Consider the following 17,725-nt stretch of genomic DNA (forward strand, 5'->3'; position numbering starts at 1 on the left):
ATTCACATAAGATCACTCTTATTCGAGCTTCAATTTTCATACGGACACCAATTGGCCTATCGCCCGGTCAAGCTAGCTAGCGGCTTCAGGCTCGTTCGCAACCGAGTTGGCTTAGGTCCAGGGTCGATCGACGTAGACAGACCGCCCTCCCCTGCCGATAGCCCCCTACCGGCCAATAGCGCCATTAGTGCCGGTAGGTGCGGATCTCGTCCTACCCGGACGCCTTGAAGCGCCTTCGCTCATACCGGCTCTCTGTGCCGATAGTGCCATTACCGCCTTTAGCTGTTGCCCTCACTCTAGGGAGTGAGGCCAATCGTCGAGGAGAGCACCTACCCATCGGCGGTAAACCGGCTCGCTCTTTCGCTCTGGCGGGAGTATCTTTAGCTCAGTTGCGTCCGTGCAGCCGCTTCTCAGAGGAGCGCTCCATGCCTGAGATCCGCATCGTCGGGACCGAGGACGGCACCTACACAGTCTACTGCGGCCAAGAGGTGATTGCCTCAGGGCTCACCCACGGCCAAGCCATGGCTCATTTGGTTCACGAGGGCGCGCGGCTGGGCTGAATGATCATCCCCTCTGAGATGACGAGATCCGCCTTTCACGGTGATGGCGGACCTTTGCCTGCTGCGGCGGTGTTCACCTCAGCAACCCACAGGATGCGAGTCGCCCAAGGTTTCATTCGGCACGAACGGCAACGGTTCGTCAAACTTAGGCTGGGTTGGCCTGCGCCGCGATGCGGGAAAGGTCGCCCCATGAGCATCCCGTCTGTCGTCCTCGAATGGTCCAAGGGCTTCGCCAGCCTCTCCCCGGGCGTGCCGCCCTGTCCTGGTCTGCGCCCTGACGAATGGGCCGAGACGGCACCGGCGCTGCGGCGAGTTCATCGAGCGCTGGGGGATGCAGGCGCACGCGGCCGGATGGGAAACGACGCATCTCTTCGGCGTGAGCCCGACCCTCGGCACGACCCGCGGCGGCTGGACCGGCCATCTGATCCCGCTCACCCGGGACGTGACCGAGGTTACCGACGAGTGGATCAGGATTGGGAACGGGTGGGCGTACAAGGCGCACCCGGTCAAGCAACAGGGAATGGTCCCGGTGTGGAAGTTCGAGCGATGACTACCACTTCCGCGTCAGGTTCGGAAACGCGCCCGAGGCGAGAAGAAAGGCGCCCAGGAAGGCCATAAATCCTGCGGGGACTGTCGCACGGATCAGAAAGCGTCCGGCTTCATACTCAAACAGGAGGATCCGGGCTGCGAAGTAGAGGAGACCGGCGCCGATCGCTGCACAGAGTAGGCGTCTCCAAACGGGCATTGTCGCTTCCCCGAACTCGTCTCGCGCGCATCGGCGCCAGACTTCCTACCTCTCAGCGTGGACCAAAGGAACCCGCTCCCCGAGTGCCCCTTGAAGGCGTTCGCCCGGCGGATGTAGCCGACGACCGTGCGCGTATCGCGGTGGCCGCTCTGATCCATAATGCGGGCGAGATCCGCCCCGCGCTCCGCTGCGGTCGTGATGTAGCCAGCCCGCAGCGAGTGCGCCCCAAACGTGGAGGCATCGAGCCCGGCCGCGGTCGCGTGCTTCTTGATGATGTCAGCGACGGCTTGGCAGGTCAGGCGGGGTGCCCCCCTCTCGGGTTCGGTGGAGGGGGCAGACCCTCCCCCATTGCGTGGGAGGGTCGAAACCTCCCCCCTCTGGGGATGGGGGGGTGCTCCGCACCCGCCCCGAGCGCGACACCGGCCGGAATACGGGTCCTTCCGTAATCCCCGCCGCATCGAGCCAGTCGCGCAGCAGGGCAACCGGCTTGATGAAGCGCCCATGCGAAATGGCATACTCGAACCCGGCACCCTCCTGATCGACCTTGGACCGGCCTGCTGAACGTGTCCTCCTGAAGTACCAGCCCCCGATCATGGAGCGGTGCGTGGGCAAGCGCGGGACGGAAGGCACCGAGGAGGAGTAGGGAGCGTGCAAGCTCGGCTGCCTCACAGCCGGCATAGATAGGGCACGTTCGCGAGCGGGGCGGAGCCGAACACGGCCTGCAGGGTCGCCAGGTTACGAGCGGACACGGCATCAATCACCATATCCGAATGCCTGAAAGTCCGGCCTTCGGTATCGAAGAAGGCGAGCCTGGCGGCGATGCGCTTGTCCGGCCGGTCCACGATGACGAAGCTGTTGAGCGACGTGTATGGCGAGTACGGTCCGGCGAGCCACCCGCTCACGATCGCTCGCCCGCCGGGAACGGCGGCCATGATGTCGTCTCCCAGCATCAGTGCGGCCCAGATCTGGGCATCGAACGCCTCGATCGATCGCTGGGATTGGGACACCACGGATACGAGCGGCATGTTATTGACCACCTGCGTCCACCAGTCCTGCGACAGGGCCGACATGTTCTGAGGCGGCGCGGCAATCCTCCTGATGACGGCAGCGCAGATAGACTCGGCCTGCGTCGGCGTCGTGGGCGAGGTGGTTACGGCGAAGACGCCGGCACGACTCTGCAGGAAGGGGTTTGTCATCGCTCTCACTCTCGGTGCGACCTCGCGGCGGGTAACACCCGCACCGCTTGTGGAAATGAGTGCAGGGGTCGTCCCAACGATTGATGAATGCAACTCCCGTCTCTGCTCCCGGGCCGCTACCGTGACGGCGAGGCGACGAGCGGTGAAGGGTCGGAGCGAGGCATTCGTGTTATGCGGAGGCCTCATGCAGCCGGGAGGTGCTCGACCGGCTAATGGTCGACACGATGAACGAGGGGCTGCGCCGGAACGGCAAGCCGCCCGTGATGAAGCGCCGACCACCAGGGAAAAGTAAGGTGGCGATGGACTGGACCGCTGCAGCCAACCGGGCCCGCCAGCACCTCGGGAAACGCAAGCGCACGTTCTCGGAGACGCAGTCCCTCGAGCTGATCGATTTCTTCGCCGAGCACGGGACGGTCACATCGGCTCAGATGCAGCAGCACGGGTCGGCCGACTTCGTCGGGACCATCCTCGGCCACGTTACGACGGCGGTTCATGGCGGGGGCCGCGTGCCGAAGGCGGGCGGCTGGTACCGGACGGAGGCCGCCGGCTCGATCTACGTCATCGATCCCGGGTTCGCCGAAGCCTGGAAGGCGGGGTAGCCCAGCGCCACGACCGCAGCGGGGGCGATAACGAAGGCGAGTAGCGCGTACTCGTTCACGAAATGGCTTTCCTAACGAACTTCACGCCGCCTCCGGCACAGGCTGGATCCCCTCCAACTCGGCACCGATCTCGGACAGCAGCGTCTCGCTCTCGAACCGGGTCTGGAGGTTGAGCCAGAACAGGTGCGAGGTGCGGAAATAGCGCCCCAGGCGCAAGGCGGTGTCGGTGCTGATGCCGATCTCCTCCTTCACGATCCGCTCTATGCGCGAGCGTGGCAGGTTGAGCGCCTTGGCGACCGCTCCGGCGGAGAGACCGAGCGGCACCATGAATTCTTCCCGTAGCACTTCGCCCGGGTGCAGCGGCGGCAGAACCGTGACGCCCTCGGTGTCGTCGAAGGACCGCCGTAGAGCGTCGAGCGTGATGATGTCCGACATGGGTAGCCCTCTCAGTGGTAGTCCGTGAACTCGACACGCTCCGGACCAGCATCGGTCCAGACGAAGCAAATCCGGAACTGCGCGTTGACCGCGATGGCGTGCTGTCCGGCCCGGTCCCATTCGAGCGGATGCAGCCGGTTCGAGGTCGGGATTTTCAGGTCGTCCAGCGAGGTCGCGCCGTCCAAGGCGATCAGCCGACGGCGAGCCGCCTTGAACAGGTCGGCCGGGAACCCCTTCGGGCACCGACCCCGGAACACGGCTTCCGTCATGCGGTCGTGAAAGCTCTGGATCATCACGCCCGCCGTGTTGCATCTAGTGCTACATGTATCACTTATTGCAACATCGTCGTCAAGGGCGGGGATGCCCCTCAGTGCTCATCCCGCGTCCCGTCCGCCCGGGGCCGGAAGGGCAGACGGTAGAGTCGGCACCCGCCTTCCAGGGCCTCAGGGTCCTGCTGGACAGGCGCGCGGACGATGGCGGGCACTCCCCCGGCAGCTATACCCGCCCCGCACCTCATGAACCTACCCGGGAAGACCTCCGCCAGCTTCTCGGTGGGCCAGTAGTGTTCGAGCGGCATTCCCCGGAAGGGGCGGAAGCGGCCCTACTGAGAGCATCCCATAGCTCGCTCCATCTTCTTGATGCTGGCAATCTCCGCCCGATCCCGAGCGGACAGAGGTACATCGGCCTGATCGTCGAACTTGCAGCCAGCGTTGCCGAAATTCTTGATGGCTGCGGCAGTCTTGAAGCAGTATCCTGCCTCCTTGTAGATCATGTTCCTTTGATACCAGAACTCGTCGCATGACTGCGCCATGCTGGGAACTGTGCCGAGCAAGAGGAGCACGGCTGAGATAGCTGTCGTTCTCATATCTACACCTAGTTCGTATGGATGGGGACTGATAAAAAGATTGAAGCGCTTCAATGCTCCTCGCGCGTGCCGTCCGCCCGATTGCGGAAGCGGATGCCGGCGCCGCCGCCGTTCTCGGGGATGAACTCAAGTCCAGCGGCTTGCATTACCCGCACGATGTCTGCCAGCGTCCTATCGTAAGGCTTGCGCTTTTCTGTCTCAAAGTCGGCAAGTGTCTGTCGAGAAACGCCGCTTTTCTCAGCCAAATCTTCGCGGCTCCAATTAAGCATGGCGCGTCCGGCCCGGCACTGCATCGGACTTAGCATTTTTCAGCCCAACCTCGTACTTTTCGTATTGCGCTATCGCCCAACCTCGTACTATATAAACGACATCAGCCGCGACGCCAAGGCCAAGCCGATGTCCGCCACCCGCTCCCTCTACTGGGCTACCGCGATGAAGGAGATCCAGGCCGATCGCGCCAAGCGCCCCGCCGGCCTCCTCGCCGCTCAGGGTCTCGTCGCCGCCACATCCGCCAAGCGCCGGCCGCTCGTCGTCGGTGGCGAATACGACCGCGCCGCCATCATGGCCGCTGCCAGCGCCGCCGCGAAGGTCCACCAGGGCCGCTTCGGCTGCACCTGGCAGGCCGCTCTCTCCGTCACCCTCAAGGCCACCTGGCAGCTCGCCAAGGCCGCCCGCGCCGCCAAGGCGCACTGATCCGCCCGGGGCGGCACCCCGGACCCTTCACCCACCACAACCCGCCGACTTCCAGCCCGGAGCCCCGCTCATGGTATCGATGACGCTCGCCCTCCTCACAGCCCTGCCCGCCCGCCGTGCCATCGTGGCCGGCGCCGCGGCCCTCCTCGCCGCCCCGGTGGCGAAGGCTGCCCCGGCTGCCGCCGCTGCGGTCCTCGCCCTGCCGGCGCCCGTGGCCGTCGCAGACCCGATCCTCTCGGCCATCCGCGCCCACCGCCGCGCCTGGGCCGCCTTCCAGATCTCCCCCGACGAAGAAGCCGAGGGCGCCGAACATGCCGAGTATGAGGCCGCCATGCGCCTCCTCGGCACCGCCTGCGCCACCCGGCCGGGTGCCCACGCCCTGATCGCTCACCTTCGCTGGTACGTGGAGGAGGAGGGCACCAACCTGCTGACGTGCGGTCTCGGCGGCTGCGACCTGGGCGACCTGATCCGCGCCCGCCTCGCCGAACTCGTCATGTTCGTCCCCGAGGCCTCGCCCCCGGCCGTGATTGCGCTCCCGGCGCCCCGTGGCCCGAGCCCGCTCCTCGCCGCGATTGAGGACCATCGCAGCGCCAACCTCGCCGTGTCGCAGGCCGTGCGCGACTACGTGAGGGCGGAGAAGGACAGCGCCCCGGACGAGCGCCTGATGCTCGCCATCGCCGATCGTGCCGGCGACGAGGAGGTTGCCGCCCTCAACGCCCTGCTGGCGCTCACTCCGGCCAATGCCGCCGAGGTGCAGACCCTCGCCGCCTACCTCGCCACGGTCGCGCAGGACTTCGACAAGCACGCCTTCGGGGCGTGGCTGTTCGAGCGCTTCGCCGTGATGCTCGCCAACGCATCGGCTCAAGCGTGAGGGCCGACACGATGTCCTCCGCTCCCCGCCGCACCGTGCCCGCCACCGCCCCGCAGGCGCCCGAGGGCCGCCGCTACTTCCCCGCGCCCATCTATGGGCGCCAAGCCCCCACGCTGCCGCCTGACGAGCCCGTGCCTGGCACCGTCGAGGAGTGGGAAGCCGTCACCGCCGTCCGGCCGGACACGCCCCACGTCCGCGCCCTGCGCTTCCTCAGCACGGCCGGCGATCTCCTGGCCGCCATCGTCCTGATCGGCGGAGGCATGGGGCTGATCGGCCTCGCCACGCACCTCTGAACTTGCGGTCGTGATCGGCCGCCATCTGGCTCCTTTGCTATCAAGCTCACAGGATCACTTGCCATGAAGCTCGCTATCAAGCTCCCCCGCCGCAACCCCGACGCTCCCCGCCCGTCCCTGCGGGATCGGCTCGCCACCCTGAAGGGATCGGCCGCGAAGGTGATGCGCCGCCCGCCCGCCGGCATCGTCCGGCCGAAACTCCCCGGCGCCGGCACGCCGTCAAAGGCCGTCGCCGCTGCGCTGGCCGCACACGAGATGGCCTATGGCTATGCCCTCTATACCGAGGCCTACGGGCTCCCGGATGCTGCCGAGCGGCGGCAGGCCGAGGAGGAGGCCTTCCGGGCGCTGCTCCACACGCCGCTGCACTCGGATGCCGATCGGACCGCCTACGCGGCGGCCGTCATCTCGCGCCAGATGAATTCCCTCGGCGACGCCAGCGCGACCGAGCGGGATCACCCGATGGCCGTGGCCTTCCGCAACATCAGCTATGGCGAGCATGCCCGGGAACCGGAGGCGATGCGGCATGTCGGCCGCCCGGCCGAGCGCCAGCCCGCCGCCGACCCGATCCTTGCGGCCATCGCGGCCAGCAGGGCGGCAAGCGCGGCGTTTGATGCCCTGGAGGACAGCACGCCGGGGACGGGGCTCACCCCGGAGCAGCACGAGCGTGAGGCCGCTCTTTGCGAGGCTGACATGAAAGCGCAGAAGGCCGTTTGGCAGACCGTGCCGACCACCCTGGCCGGGCGCCGTGCCCTCGTCGAGTTCGCCCGCTTCCGGGTCGCTCGGGTCACCCAACCCAACGGCGATGTGGACGACGCCGGCTATCTGCTCGGCAAGATCCTCGACGCCTTCGCGGCCATGGTCGACGCGGACCCGACCGAGGCGCCCACCCCCGCGGCGCAGGCCGCACCGGCTGTTGAGGATCGCGCCCGCCTGTCGGCCGAACAAATCGACCTGTCGCGCCTCGACGTGTTCCAGCTTTCATCCCTGTTCGAGGCCTTCCAGGTCGCGAAGTTCTCGTGGGAAGGCGTGGTGGCACGCCCCTATAGCTCCGAGAACGAGCCGGGCGAAGTCAAGCGCCTGACAGAGTTCGGTGAGGCGGCCGAGTTCGAGGAGCTGCGCGCAGTCTGGATCATTGACCGCATCGAGCGCGAGATTGCGGCCCGCACGCCCCAGGATAGCAGAGAGCGTGACGAAATCCTGATGGTCCGCACTCAGCAGGAATTCAGGTGCAACGCTCGTATCCACGATAACGCACTGTTGCTCGACATCGCTCGCGCCTGGATCGTCTAGGCCGCCCTCTCTTCCCTCCCCGCCATCATCTTTCCATCCGCCCCGGCCTCCCGGGGCAACCATGGAGCACGCCCGTGCCCTCTCTCAACCTGCGCAACGTCCTTCGCCGCAACCCGAACCGGCCGAGCCTCCGGGATCGTGCCGCCGCCCTGAAGATCGCGGCCGGGCTGGTGATCCGCCCGCCGAAGTCGGAAGTCGTCAGCACCACCGCCCCCGTGGAGGCCGGCGCCATCCTGGATCGCATCCTGATCTTCCGGGTTCAGGAGCTTGTCGCGATCGAGGCCAGCCAGGACTTGGTCCTGAAGGTCACCAGCTTCGCGGATGCCTACGACTCCCCGGATTGGGTCCGAATGGAGGGTGACCGCGAGAAGACCCTTGCGCAGGTCATCGCGACCCGGGCGCACACGATGGAGGGCGTGACGGCCAAGGCCTCCCTCCTCAACTTGGAGAGCGTCAAGAACTTCCAGAAGCCGTTCTACAGGCTGTCGCAATCGATCGCGGCTGATGTGGCCGCCCTCGGTGTCCTGCCGCGACCGGAGCAGACGGCATCGCAGACGGCGGGCCACGTCGACCCCCACGTTACCCTTCTGCCCACCCTGCGGCAGGCCTTCGCCTGGACCCGCGAGGCGCATCCGTTCGGTGACAGACCGTCGAACTCGCCTGAGTGCCGCGCGCATACCGCGGTGATGGAGCATTGCTGGGACCTGGCGCGGCGCATCGTGGACCTGCCGCCGCCCTCCACGCTCGCCGGGCTCGGCGCGCTGGCGCTGGCGCTGTCCGTCTATGCCGAGGAGATCATTGGCAGGCCGCTGGACGACGGCTTGGACGACCAGCGCTATCCCGAGGAGCGGCGCCTTGTGGCCGCAACCCGAGCGATGATGTCGGTTGCTGGCGTCGACCCGCTGCCCGGATGGGTCGGGTTCGAGGTGGGGCCGGATAGCGACGCGGGATGGGAGGCGGTGAAGGCGCAGGCGGGCAAGGGCTCGGCCCCGGCCTGGGCGCTCGCCGGCAAGTCCGGCCCCGACGACGCTTCGGAGGCCTGATCCGTGTCGAACGTGCTCACCTTCCAGCCGCGCCCTCGCCCGGCCGCCCCGCGCGACGCGCAGGCCGCCTTCCGCGAACAGATCGAGGTGGCGGCGCAAGCCGCCCTCGACACCGCCGACAAGCTGATCGCGATCCTCAACGAGATGGATGGCGATCCTGACCTTGAGGACGGCGGAGACGCCGAGCCGTCCCTTGGCGCCCCTGAGGGCCACGCCTCGCAGATCGTATGGCTGCGCGGCTCCGACGCCGACCACGAAATCACCACCCCGGAGCGCCGCCGATGAAGACCGCTGCCACCGCCCGCCTGTCTCTCGCTCTCGGCCAACCCCGCGGCGTCGCCTTCGGCCTGATGCGCCTCCGGGCCATCCGGCGCCAGGTGCTCGCCAAGGCGGGCCACGAAGCCGGCCGCGGCAATGTCGTCACCGCTGCCGTTCTCGTCGTCCTCTACCTGGCGGGCTGCTGACCATGCCGACCGTGATCCCCGCCACCGAGCCCCGGCTGTCGCCCCGCCAGATCGCCCGGTTCCTATGGCTGTGCATCCGGGTCCGCTACCTGTCGCGGCGGATGGAGCGCGCGAGTGTTCGTGTCGGCCGGCTCGGCGTCGATAAAGCCGGCGGCCGGCTCCTCTACTTCGCCGATCGCTGGCTCGCTTGCCACGCCGAGGCCGCCGAGCTGCTGCAGTGTGCCGAGCCGCCGGAGGTTGCGGAGGTGCGCAAGCTGTTCGAGACCCGCCCTGCTGCCCCGGTCGCCATGGCAGAGGAGATCTGAGCATGCCCCGACTTTCTGAGCGCAATGAAGCCAGCCGCCGTCCGCTCATCCGGGAGAAGCCCGCGCCTCTCGCATATAGGATCAACGACGCCGCGGCGGCCATCGGGATCGGCCGGACCAAGATCTACGAGCTAATCGCAGCAGGGAAGCTCAAGGCCGTGAAGCGGGACGGGGTGACCTTCATCAGAACCGTGGATCTGAACGCCTACCTGGACGGCGACGATCTGGGCGAGAAGGGTTCGACGCCTCAGGGTTGATGGCCGGGTAACCAATTCCCATCATCCTGCGACGGGCCTCGTTGCGTATCGGCCCCGCGCCCCGTCAGGCCACCCGGCCGGCGGGGCGCGCTGTTTCAGCTCGTGAAGGCGCCGGAGAGGATCAGGACCGCGATCCCGAACGCCGCCAGAATAGGGAAGGCACGCTGGCGGTTTGGCTTGCCGCGGCTCCCCCATGCCGCGCTGGAGAGAGCGATTAGGAACACCATTGCGAGGCAATTTGCCAGCATGGCTGCACCGAACAACTCAAAGTATGTATTTGGGACAGTGTGTCGAAAAAAATAGGCAAATAATCCATATATCGAAGGTGCGACGAATATAGATACCTGGGAATACCAAGGCGATTTGGCGCCAGCTCGCTCATATTGGTCGTATCGCCACATCCAGGCGAACAAGCCGACACTGACGATTGATGCCGCTGCGATCGGCATTGCCATTCCGATAGCGGTTGTCGCGGCCATGTGGGGATCGTCTCTCGCGGAAGGCCCAGACGCTTAACTCGGTGCTGTTCGACCTTCTCGCTAAGGTGGCGCTGCCTTGGCCGCAGCGCCAGCCCCGTAGATCTCTATTCGGCGAGCCCGTATTCCACCGCCAGCCCCGAGCCGGGCCCAATCTGGCGGAGATCGAGGACCGGGGCGGGTTGCAGCACCCGCGGAGCGCCGCCCTGGAACGAGGCCCGAGCCTTCGCAGCCCCGACGCCGCCGACAAGCGCCCGCTGTCCGACCTTGGCGCCATAGGTCGCGAGGCCGGCACCCGGACCCGCCACCTTGAACGCCACGGCCCCCGCGATCAGGTCGACCGCCTTCGCCACCGCGCCAGCTGCCTTCTCGGATCCAGACCGCATCGCGCCGTCAGGCCGGATCGTTGATTGCAGCGCTACCGCCAGCCGCCGGAAGTGTCCAAGTTCATCCTGGTTGAACAACTCCCGGGCCACGCCCGACCCGGGCCCCTCCGTGAACGACCGCAACCGATCCACGATCCGTCCGGCCGGTGCCGTGGGGTCGATCAGCCGTTGTACGGCAGCCTGACGCAGCATGGCCCATTCCGGACTGCTCTCGCCGAGGAAGCCCTTGGCAGCCTTCGCTTCGTTGACGGCCCCGACCCGCGCTCCGGGGACGCCGGAGCCGAACAGGCTGGCCGCGATGGCGTTCGGGTCGAACCCGGATCGTTCGAGGTTCGAGACCCAGGCCGGCACCTCCGCGCGGGTCCTCTCCGCCAAAGAGATCGCGCCCCGGAGCTTGCCGAGCGCGCCGCGTTGTTCCTCCGTCAAAAACCCGGAGGCCAGAGCGCGGCCCTCGCCCCGCAGGAGGTAATCCAGCCGCCCGGCGAGACCCTGGCTCTCCCCGCCGAGGTATCGCGCGATCAATGCTTGCTGGACCGCCTTCCATGTCTCGCTGTCGGCGCCGACGGCCCCGCGCACCCTCGCGAGGGTCTGCATCTGGCCCGAGGCGACCTTGCCCGTGGTCGTCCCGAATAGCGCCGTCACCATGTCGGACGGAGAGGCGTCACGGTCGACGATCTGCCGGAGCCGCTGGCCTGCCATGTCGCCAGGACCGCGCGGGCTGAATGCCTCCTTGTAGTCCCGGAACAGCCCCCGAGCCTTCCGCATCGCCTCTGCCGGCGCCGTGTTGCCGATCGGGAGCGCATCCGAGACAGCCGGGCCCGACGCCTCGCCCAGGCCCGGGAAGGGCACATCCGGGGCAGGTTCGCCGCGTGGTGCGGCAAACCCATCGGCAAGCCCGGCGCGCTCCCTGGCGGCCCGCTCATAGGCCGTGCCAGCGTCGTCCACCTCGCGGCGCAACACCATCTCGGCAGCATCGCGCAGGGTCGCGGGATCCAGGTCTCGTGCGCTCAGTCCCTCCGCTTCGAGCGCGATGGCCGTGCGCCGGGTCTCGCGATCGAGCCGGGCCGCATAGTCGGCCGCCTCGTCCGAGCCTCGAGTTGCGTTTCTGGCCGCCGCTGCCGCCTCATCTTGCGCGCGATAGAGCGGCTGGCCGCGCTGCTCCCGCTGGATCGCGTCGAGCACCTTGTCTTGCACGTCGCGGGCCGAGATGCCGCCGAGGGCATCCGGCGGGAAGAACCCCTCTTCGGTCAGCGCCACCCGGAGATCATTGGCCGATCGCCCGGAGCGGCGCGCCAGCGTGCCATAGCCCGGGACATAGTGCCGGTTGAGATCAGCCGCCCGCGCCTCGTCATCGAGCGCGATGCCGCCGGTTCGGGCGAGGTAGCGCGTCAGCGTCTCCGGGGCGCCTTGGCCTTGCTGCGCGGCGGCCACATCCATGAAGTTGCCCGGCCGAGGCACTGGCGGGGCGGAAGGCATGTCGAGGAAGCTGCCGGCGTTGCGCACGGGCTGCTGTCCGAACCGGCCGACCGCCATCAGGTCTTCCACCCGCTGGTCAAAGGCGTTCATCACAGCACCCATCGCCCGGCGGTCGGTCGGGTTCTGCGCGGTGCCGCCGTAGTACGACACCAGACGCTTGCGGATCTGCTCGACCTGGCGAAGGTCCGGCCCCTGATCCGGCCCGAGACCGAGGACAGCCGGAAGGCTGTCGAGATCGGAGAGAGCCCGCGCGGTCGCAGGCGTCAGGACCGGATCAATCGGCACTTCCGGCCCGAGCGAACGGCGCACCGCCGTGCCCACATCGGACAAGGCACCCGGGGCGAAGGTGCCCGGGATCGCAGCCACGTCGCCGTATGCCTGACGGTAGGCGCCGCGGGCCTGCTCTGCCGCCTCACGCACGCCAGCCACGGCCGATTGCGCCCCGGACAGCGCGTCGGTGCCAGCGGGGCCGGAAACGGCTCCTAGGGCTTCCTGTTCGGCTTGTCGGGCTGCCGCGATCCGCTGCGCCGTCTCATCACCGGCCAGTCTGGCGCGATCCGCCACCGCTTCGAACGCCGCTTGCGGATTGTCGATCCGCTCGCCACCGCGGGCCGCGACGCCCTGAAGGCGATCCCGAGCCGCCGCGACCTGCGCCGCCTGCTGTACCTCGAACTCGCTGGCGATGCCCTGCGCCCGCGCACCGCGGCTGCCAGCCAGGGCGCCGGCTTCCAGGGCCGAGGCCTGCGGATCCTGCGTCGCCTGTCCCCGGGACAGTGTGATCCCTTGCTCTGCCGCGATAGCCTCGCGCGCCACGGCTGGCGACACACCCTTGGCCTGAAACGCCTGCGCAAGCTGCGCCTGCGCGTCGGCTGGGATGGCAGCAGGATCAACGCCCGCCTCGCGCAACGCCGCCGCGGCCTCTGCCGTGAGGGATGGGGGAGCACCCGGGGCTGCCGGCCGGAATGCCTGAATGCCGCGCTCGGCCAATCGGAGCACGACCGGAGCGGCCTTCTCAATCACGGCACTACCAACCGCGCCGAGGCCAAGGCCTGCTATCCCCGCGACCCCCGCCCGGCCAGCATCCTTGCTGTCGAAGTATTCCCCCGCCGCGCCGTACAGGCCGCCTGTAAAAGCAGCCTGCCCCGCTCGCCTCGCGAGCGTCGAAGCCCCGCCCCACGCCGGCAGGACCACCGCGCCCGCCCCGATGCCGCCAACCGTGCCCGCAAGGGCGCTCTTGGGGTTCTGGCGAGCGAGGGCTTCATCCTGATCCCGGGCGAGCTGGTAATTCGAGCCGAACGACGCGCCGTTGCCGCCGAGCCATGTCGGAGCGCTGGCGATGGCTGCCGCAGCGTTGCGAGGCACGTTCAGCAAGGCCGCGTTGGCGAATTCCCGCAGGCCCGCTGCCGCGGCGTTGCCCGCCGAGGCAGGGCCAACAAGGCGCTCATCCGCTTGCAGCTGCAATCCTCCGTACAGCGCATCCGCGGCGGCTTGATCGTTGCCGATCGAGGGAGCATCGCCGCCGCCGAGCGCACGCGGGGCGGCACCCTGGCGGGCCATCGGCCCCGAACCGAACCGATCCCCGAACGATGCCTCAGGCGTCGGTGCCTTGGCAGCCGCTGAGCGCGCGGCCATCAACTGGCGCATCAGGTCGCCGTTCGAGAGGCCGGACAGGTCCATGGACGCCGGGGCGGTGTCAGGGCTCGTCGGGGCAGGCGTGGGCGAGTTGTTCGGTTGAACGCGGATCGGCAGGCCCTCGGGCGCCGCAGGCTCCTCTGCGAAGGGTGACGGCACCGGGACGGTGGAAGCGTCGCGCTTCGCAGCGCCACGGGCCGCGCCGAGCATCCGCATCAGGTCAGCGTCAGAGACGGACGAAAGACCACCACTCATTGAATGAGCCCCCGGCGACGCGCTTCGGCTTCGAGATCCTGGAGGGCGGGCGAGCCCTGTGACGGCGCGTTGCGCTGCGGAGCGCCCTGCGCCGCCGGGACGAGGGCGCCGCCCGAGCGCGACGCCGCCGGCCCGTTGCCGGGCTGGAAGTAAGTCCGGTCCCGCATCTCGGTCGCCTGCTGCTGCTTCATCTCAAGCCGCCGCTGCGCCAACGTGATCGCCCGATCGTAGATCTTCACCCGCAGAGCGTGGGGCAGATCCGACGAGCCCTGAATGTCCAACAGGATCTTGCGCTCACCCTCAGTCGGCGCGGCACCGAAGATGCTCTTTAGCTGCGCCAAGGCATTCGTCGTCACGAGGTTATCAAGCTCGCGCGTCGCCTGCCCCGCCTCGCTGCCGAGGTTAGACATGATCTTGCCGCGGTCGCTGGCAAACGGCCCCTGGTAGGCCTTCGCCGACAGGTCCTTCGCCTGTTGAAGGTTGCCGATGACAGTCTGAGCCGACGCAACCGCCTCGTCGGCTTCCAAGATCGCCTTCTTGTCCGACGCCGTATAGGGCTGCTGATCCTCCCGGGGCATCTTCCCCGTCAGCACGTAGCTCTGATAGGCCGGCGACCCGGGCGTGAGGCCGAGGCCTTGAGCCGCCTCCGAACGGGCGCTCACGTCATCGGCGATGTTCGAGCGGTTGCGCTCCGGCGCCGTGAACTTGGCGCTGTTCGTGGCTTCATCATAGACGGTCTGCCCGGGGCTCAGCAGTGTCGGGCCGCCGGGGCGCTTCAGTTCACGCTTGTAGTCGAGCAGAGAGCCGGTGAAGCCCTGCGCCCTCGCAATATTGTACTCCTTCACCTCCGCCGGCATGCTGGTCTCATCCAGCTTGTTCTTGAGGAGCATCTGCGCAATCTGGCGCTGGCCGTCCGGCAGGTTCGGCGAGGCTGCAGCCCGGATCAGGAAGCCGATGGCTTGGCTCGGCGGGGCAGCTGCGATGACTGCCGCCGGCACGTTGCCGATCTGGGCGGGCGCCTGAGCGCTGGCCTGCTGTGCGGGGGCTGATGCCGGCGCCCCTCCGCCTGCCGCAGGGGCCACCCCCGACACAGACGGCGGGAGGGTCATCACCGAGCCGGCGCCCATCGGCCGGGATCCCGGGCCACCCATCAAGGAGGCGGGAGGGATGTTGTAGCCCGTGGGTGAACTGCCAAAGGCCGGCATGTCCGCCTGAGGATCGACAGAGGCAACCATGGTCGGCCGGGCGGCAGGAGCACGGCGCAGGGTCATCCCGGCGCCCATGCTGTCGTCGGCGGCTGCCACCTGGGTCTGAGCCTGTTCCGGGGCGGGCGCGCCGCCAGCACCGCCGCCGATGCGCGCGAGATAAGCCTGAGTTGCGTTCAACCGTGCCGCGTTCTCCCCGCCTGGCCGATTGAAGCCGGCGAAGCGCCAGGCGTTCGCCATGATGCTGTTCGCTTCCTCGGCGCTGCGAGCGTTCTGCAAGGCCTGAGTGCGCGAGGGATCTTCGAGCAGCGTGAATTGAGCCTGAGCTACAACGGGGTCAGGGGCGCCGGCCGTCATCCGCCGCATGTTGGCGAGCCGATCGCCGCGCCACGACAGGATGCCGCCCGAGGTACCCGGCTGCCCGCTCTCGCTGGGGTCCGACCACGCCCCGTTGATGTTACTGCCCTTATAGCCGCTCTCACAGTTGGCATAGGCCGCCACCGCCGCGAGGCCGTATGGGTTGGTCAGGCCGCCCGCCTTGAGCGCGCCAACGAACTTCTTCTCATTCTCGCCGCCGCTGCCGGGCAGCGCCATGGCACCGCCGCCGCCCGCGAAGGAAGGCAGCTTGCCGGGGCCGGGAGCGCCCTGAGGGCTGCCAAGCGACCCGAGGGGACCAAGCTGGCCGCCATCGCCCCCGCCGCCGTAGAGCGCTCCGATGCCGTTCGCGAACGCTTGGCTTGCCTGCTGCGACAGGAGGTTCTGCCGGTGCGTCTCGCCGAGCTTGAGCAGCCCGAGGCCGGTTTGCGTGTCGCCGGCATCGAACGCCGTCGAGGCAGCGCCGCTATAGTCGCCCGCGCCGAGCTGCTGGCCGACACGGCTCGCGGCGGTGCGGAGGCGGTTTTCCTCGAGGCCCGTGCCGTAGGCATCCCCGAGCCCGGCGAAGCCGCGATAGTATTCGGCGAACGACATTCACGACCTCGCTTGAACAGGTTGCCGAAGCCGCCGGCCTTGCCAGCCGCGCCGAAGACGCTCGATGCCCCGCCGAGGAGCGCGCCCAAGAAGTTGTTGCTCGATTGCGTCTGGCCCTGCGCGAGCGTGTTGTTGTTCTGTACGAGCGCATTGGCCGCGTTCATCTGCAGCCCAGCGACACCCTGTCCAAACTGCGCCTGCTGCTGCGCGGCGGTGCCGTAAATTCCGGCTTGGTTCTGGCCGAAGGTCTGCCCGAGGCTCGCGAGTTGCGTGCCGAGGTTCTGGGAGGCGTTCGCCTGTGCAGCGATCCCCTGGCCCTGGCCCGCCAGGCCGGTGCCGTAGGACTGAGCGGCGTTGCCCAAGTTGCTGACGTACTGTTGGAAGCCTTGATCGGCGAGGCCGGTCGCGGTGCGCAGAATGTCCGCCGTGGCGTTGCCGCCCGCGAGACCGCCACGAGCCGCCGCCGAGCGCTGCACGGCGCCAAGCGCCTGATCCATCGCGTACTGGTAGCCGGGCGAGACCTGGAAGGCCGCAGCCGCCGCCTGCGATCCGGCTTGGCCGTTGGCGCCCGTGGCATCCAAGTACCGATCAAAGGCGTTCTGGCCGCCTTGGACCATATGCCCGTAGCTGTCGCCGAGCTTGCCCAAGTACGCCTGCGTCTGGCCGTACTGGTTCGTCAGGGCGCCACGGGCGGTACCATAGCCGTCCTGAAGGGCGGTGAGCGAGTTCTGGCCGGCGCCGGTCGTGTTGACGCCAAGATAGCCCTGCGCCATCGCAGAGCCGTTCGTCAGCGCATCGGCGCCAAGGTTCAGCCCGGATTGAATGGCGAACTGATTGTTGCGCGCAGCGCGCTCGTAAGCCCCGCCGGTGATCGCGTCGAGGAGCGACATGGTTAGTGCCTCGCAGTGCTGGAGGGCGGGGAGGTGTCTGCTGTCGGGATCGCCATCGGAGGGCGCGGCAGCCAGCGGCAGGAATGCCGCGTCATCGCCCAGACTGAGGCGTCTTCGCCGGGGCCGAAGTAATCGCGGCTCTGACCTTCATGGGTGAAGCCGGCGCGGCGGGCGTAATCGGCAAGCCACGCAGCTTCCTCGGGCACGCGCCCGACGATCCGGCGAGCGCCAACGACATTGAAGGCCCATTGGCAGGCCGCCCGCAGCACGGGCCGAGTGGTCACCCCGGGATCGCCGACGCACACGAAGTCGACCTCCTCGCCGCCGGGCGTCGGCGCGCTCAAGGCCACAATCAGGCCGGCGCCCCGATCGGGCTGCACGAACCTGATCCACGTCGGATTGTGGCCGAGCGCTCGGCCGGCGCCGTGCTGGATCCATTGCGAGACGACCGAGAGCGGGTCGCGGACTGTCTGTCCGACCCGGCCAGGACCCGAAACGAAGTCGTCGGCCGGGTTCAGCCGCTCGACAACGGCCTCGTGCGCGGTCGCGGCCTGATGCTCGATGATTTCGCGCAGCGTCGGATCAGACATCACGCGGCGCTCCGCATCGCGGCAGCCGGGCCGGCGGGCGCGGGGCCGTCGGGCTGATCGTTCGAGGCGCGGGCGCGGATGACCTGCAAGCCAGCGGTCAAGGCGGCCCGGGTTGCGGCCGAGAGCTTCACGCCCCGCGCCTGCGCCTCGTCGTCAAGGGCCGAGCGCATCGATGCGGGCACCCGAAGAACCAAAACATCTGGATAGGAATCAGACACAGGCACCTCCCA

The 17,725-nt window shown here is 68.2% G+C and carries 24 protein-coding genes; 13 read left to right on the plus strand and 11 right to left on the minus strand.

Annotated elements, in window-relative coordinates; genetic code table 11:
- Nucleotides 1–425: 425 nt before the first annotated feature.
- A complete protein-coding gene (locus HBB12_RS34230) occupies nucleotides 426–560 on the plus strand; it encodes a hypothetical protein (RefSeq protein ID WP_272913235.1) in 135 nt (44 codons plus the stop codon).
- A 331-nt stretch (nucleotides 561–891) separates the two neighbouring features.
- Nucleotides 892–1,110 carry a hypothetical protein gene (locus tag HBB12_RS00330; protein ID WP_236987514.1) on the plus strand — a complete coding sequence of 73 codons (219 nt, stop codon included), beginning with the start codon at nucleotides 892–894 and terminating at the stop codon, nucleotides 1,108–1,110.
- Between the two features lie 92 nt (nucleotides 1,111–1,202).
- On the opposite strand, the gene HBB12_RS00335 is transcribed toward HBB12_RS00330, so the two are convergent.
- Entirely contained in the window at nucleotides 1,203–1,820 is a 618-nt protein-coding gene (locus HBB12_RS00335) for a tyrosine-type recombinase/integrase (RefSeq protein ID WP_336886920.1), read from the minus strand.
- Between the two features lie 150 nt (nucleotides 1,821–1,970).
- A complete protein-coding gene (locus tag HBB12_RS00340) occupies nucleotides 1,971–2,501 on the minus strand; it encodes a hypothetical protein (protein ID WP_236987516.1) in 531 nt (176 codons plus the stop codon).
- 212 nt (nucleotides 2,502–2,713) lie between these two features.
- Here HBB12_RS00340 and HBB12_RS00345 point away from each other — a divergent pair, with 212 nt between their 5' ends.
- Nucleotides 2,714–3,100: a hypothetical protein gene (locus HBB12_RS00345; protein ID WP_236987517.1), complete on the plus strand. Its 387-nt coding sequence runs from the start codon at nucleotides 2,714–2,716 to the stop codon at nucleotides 3,098–3,100.
- 81 nt (nucleotides 3,101–3,181) lie between these two features.
- Here HBB12_RS00345 and HBB12_RS00350 read toward each other — a convergent pair whose 3' ends face one another.
- From HBB12_RS00350 to HBB12_RS00365, 4 genes are all read right to left on the minus strand, one after another.
- Nucleotides 3,182–3,535: a HigA family addiction module antitoxin gene (locus HBB12_RS00350; protein WP_207184179.1), complete on the minus strand. Its 354-nt coding sequence runs from the start codon at nucleotides 3,533–3,535 to the stop codon at nucleotides 3,182–3,184.
- A gap of 11 nt (nucleotides 3,536–3,546) precedes the next feature.
- A complete protein-coding gene (locus tag HBB12_RS00355; RefSeq protein ID WP_236992616.1) occupies nucleotides 3,547–3,828 on the minus strand; it encodes a type II toxin-antitoxin system RelE/ParE family toxin in 282 nt (93 codons plus the stop codon).
- Between the two features lie 308 nt (nucleotides 3,829–4,136).
- Entirely contained in the window at nucleotides 4,137–4,400 is a 264-nt protein-coding gene (locus HBB12_RS00360; RefSeq protein ID WP_236992617.1) for a YARHG domain-containing protein, read from the minus strand.
- A gap of 50 nt (nucleotides 4,401–4,450) precedes the next feature.
- Nucleotides 4,451–4,669, minus strand: coding sequence for a helix-turn-helix domain-containing protein (locus HBB12_RS00365; protein ID WP_236987518.1), 219 nt, complete (start codon nucleotides 4,667–4,669; stop codon nucleotides 4,451–4,453).
- Between the two features lie 127 nt (nucleotides 4,670–4,796).
- Between HBB12_RS00365 and HBB12_RS00370 the strand changes: the two genes are divergently transcribed.
- The 9 genes from HBB12_RS00370 (at nucleotide 4,797) to HBB12_RS00410 (ending at nucleotide 9,616) form a co-directional block, all read left to right on the plus strand.
- On the plus strand, nucleotides 4,797–5,093 hold the full coding sequence (locus tag HBB12_RS00370; RefSeq protein ID WP_236987519.1) for a hypothetical protein: 297 nt from the start codon (nucleotides 4,797–4,799) through the stop codon (nucleotides 5,091–5,093).
- Between the two features lie 70 nt (nucleotides 5,094–5,163).
- Nucleotides 5,164–5,964, plus strand: coding sequence for a hypothetical protein (locus HBB12_RS00375; protein ID WP_236987520.1), 801 nt, complete (start codon nucleotides 5,164–5,166; stop codon nucleotides 5,962–5,964).
- An 11-nt stretch (nucleotides 5,965–5,975) separates the two neighbouring features.
- On the plus strand, nucleotides 5,976–6,257 hold the full coding sequence (locus tag HBB12_RS00380) for a hypothetical protein (RefSeq protein WP_236987521.1): 282 nt from the start codon (nucleotides 5,976–5,978) through the stop codon (nucleotides 6,255–6,257).
- A 63-nt stretch (nucleotides 6,258–6,320) separates the two neighbouring features.
- Complete coding sequence (locus HBB12_RS00385; protein WP_236987522.1) at nucleotides 6,321–7,547, plus strand: hypothetical protein; 1,227 nt, start codon at nucleotides 6,321–6,323, stop codon at nucleotides 7,545–7,547.
- Between the two features lie 74 nt (nucleotides 7,548–7,621).
- The gene (locus HBB12_RS00390; RefSeq protein WP_236987523.1) at nucleotides 7,622–8,590 is read left to right on the plus strand and encodes a hypothetical protein; all 969 of its coding nucleotides are present in this window, start codon (nucleotides 7,622–7,624) and stop codon (nucleotides 8,588–8,590) included.
- Between the two features lie 3 nt (nucleotides 8,591–8,593).
- Nucleotides 8,594–8,875, plus strand: a complete 282-nt coding sequence (locus HBB12_RS00395; protein ID WP_236987524.1) for a hypothetical protein — start codon at nucleotides 8,594–8,596, stop codon at nucleotides 8,873–8,875.
- Nucleotides 8,872–9,054, plus strand: coding sequence for a hypothetical protein (locus HBB12_RS00400; protein ID WP_236987525.1), 183 nt, complete (start codon nucleotides 8,872–8,874; stop codon nucleotides 9,052–9,054). The genes HBB12_RS00395 and HBB12_RS00400 overlap by 4 nt, the downstream gene beginning before the upstream one ends.
- 2 nt (nucleotides 9,055–9,056) lie before the next feature.
- Entirely contained in the window at nucleotides 9,057–9,359 is a 303-nt protein-coding gene (locus tag HBB12_RS00405; RefSeq protein WP_236987526.1) for a hypothetical protein, read from the plus strand.
- A gap of 2 nt (nucleotides 9,360–9,361) precedes the next feature.
- A complete protein-coding gene (locus HBB12_RS00410; protein ID WP_236987527.1) occupies nucleotides 9,362–9,616 on the plus strand; it encodes a helix-turn-helix domain-containing protein in 255 nt (84 codons plus the stop codon).
- A gap of 95 nt (nucleotides 9,617–9,711) precedes the next feature.
- Here the strand turns inward: HBB12_RS00410 and HBB12_RS00415 are convergent, their stop codons facing one another.
- From HBB12_RS00415 to HBB12_RS00425, 3 genes are all read right to left on the minus strand, one after another.
- Nucleotides 9,712–10,095: a hypothetical protein gene (locus HBB12_RS00415; RefSeq protein WP_236987528.1), complete on the minus strand. Its 384-nt coding sequence runs from the start codon at nucleotides 10,093–10,095 to the stop codon at nucleotides 9,712–9,714.
- A gap of 104 nt (nucleotides 10,096–10,199) precedes the next feature.
- Nucleotides 10,200–13,802: a hypothetical protein gene (locus HBB12_RS00420; protein WP_236987529.1), complete on the minus strand. Its 3,603-nt coding sequence runs from the start codon at nucleotides 13,800–13,802 to the stop codon at nucleotides 10,200–10,202.
- Between the two features lie 35 nt (nucleotides 13,803–13,837).
- Entirely contained in the window at nucleotides 13,838–16,015 is a 2,178-nt protein-coding gene (locus HBB12_RS00425) for a hypothetical protein (protein ID WP_236987530.1), read from the minus strand.
- Nucleotides 16,016–16,119: 104 nt separating this feature from the next.
- Here HBB12_RS00425 and HBB12_RS00430 point away from each other — a divergent pair, with 104 nt between their 5' ends.
- Nucleotides 16,120–16,911, plus strand: a complete 792-nt coding sequence (locus HBB12_RS00430) for a hypothetical protein (RefSeq protein ID WP_236987531.1) — start codon at nucleotides 16,120–16,122, stop codon at nucleotides 16,909–16,911.
- On the opposite strand, the gene HBB12_RS00435 is transcribed toward HBB12_RS00430, so the two are convergent.
- Together HBB12_RS00435 and HBB12_RS00440 are read right to left on the minus strand one after the other, a co-directional pair.
- Nucleotides 16,908–17,495: a GNAT family N-acetyltransferase gene (locus HBB12_RS00435; RefSeq protein WP_236987532.1), complete on the minus strand. Its 588-nt coding sequence runs from the start codon at nucleotides 17,493–17,495 to the stop codon at nucleotides 16,908–16,910. The two genes, HBB12_RS00430 and HBB12_RS00435, sit on opposite strands and share 4 nt — an antisense overlap.
- Nucleotides 17,495–17,665: a hypothetical protein gene (locus HBB12_RS00440; protein WP_236987533.1), complete on the minus strand. Its 171-nt coding sequence runs from the start codon at nucleotides 17,663–17,665 to the stop codon at nucleotides 17,495–17,497. Before HBB12_RS00440 ends, HBB12_RS00435 begins: the two co-directional genes overlap by 1 nt.
- Nucleotides 17,666–17,725: the final 60 nt, after the last annotated feature.

It is taken from the genome of Methylobacterium sp. SyP6R (genome assembly GCF_019216885.1).
Classification (GTDB): domain Bacteria; phylum Pseudomonadota; class Alphaproteobacteria; order Rhizobiales; family Beijerinckiaceae; genus Methylobacterium.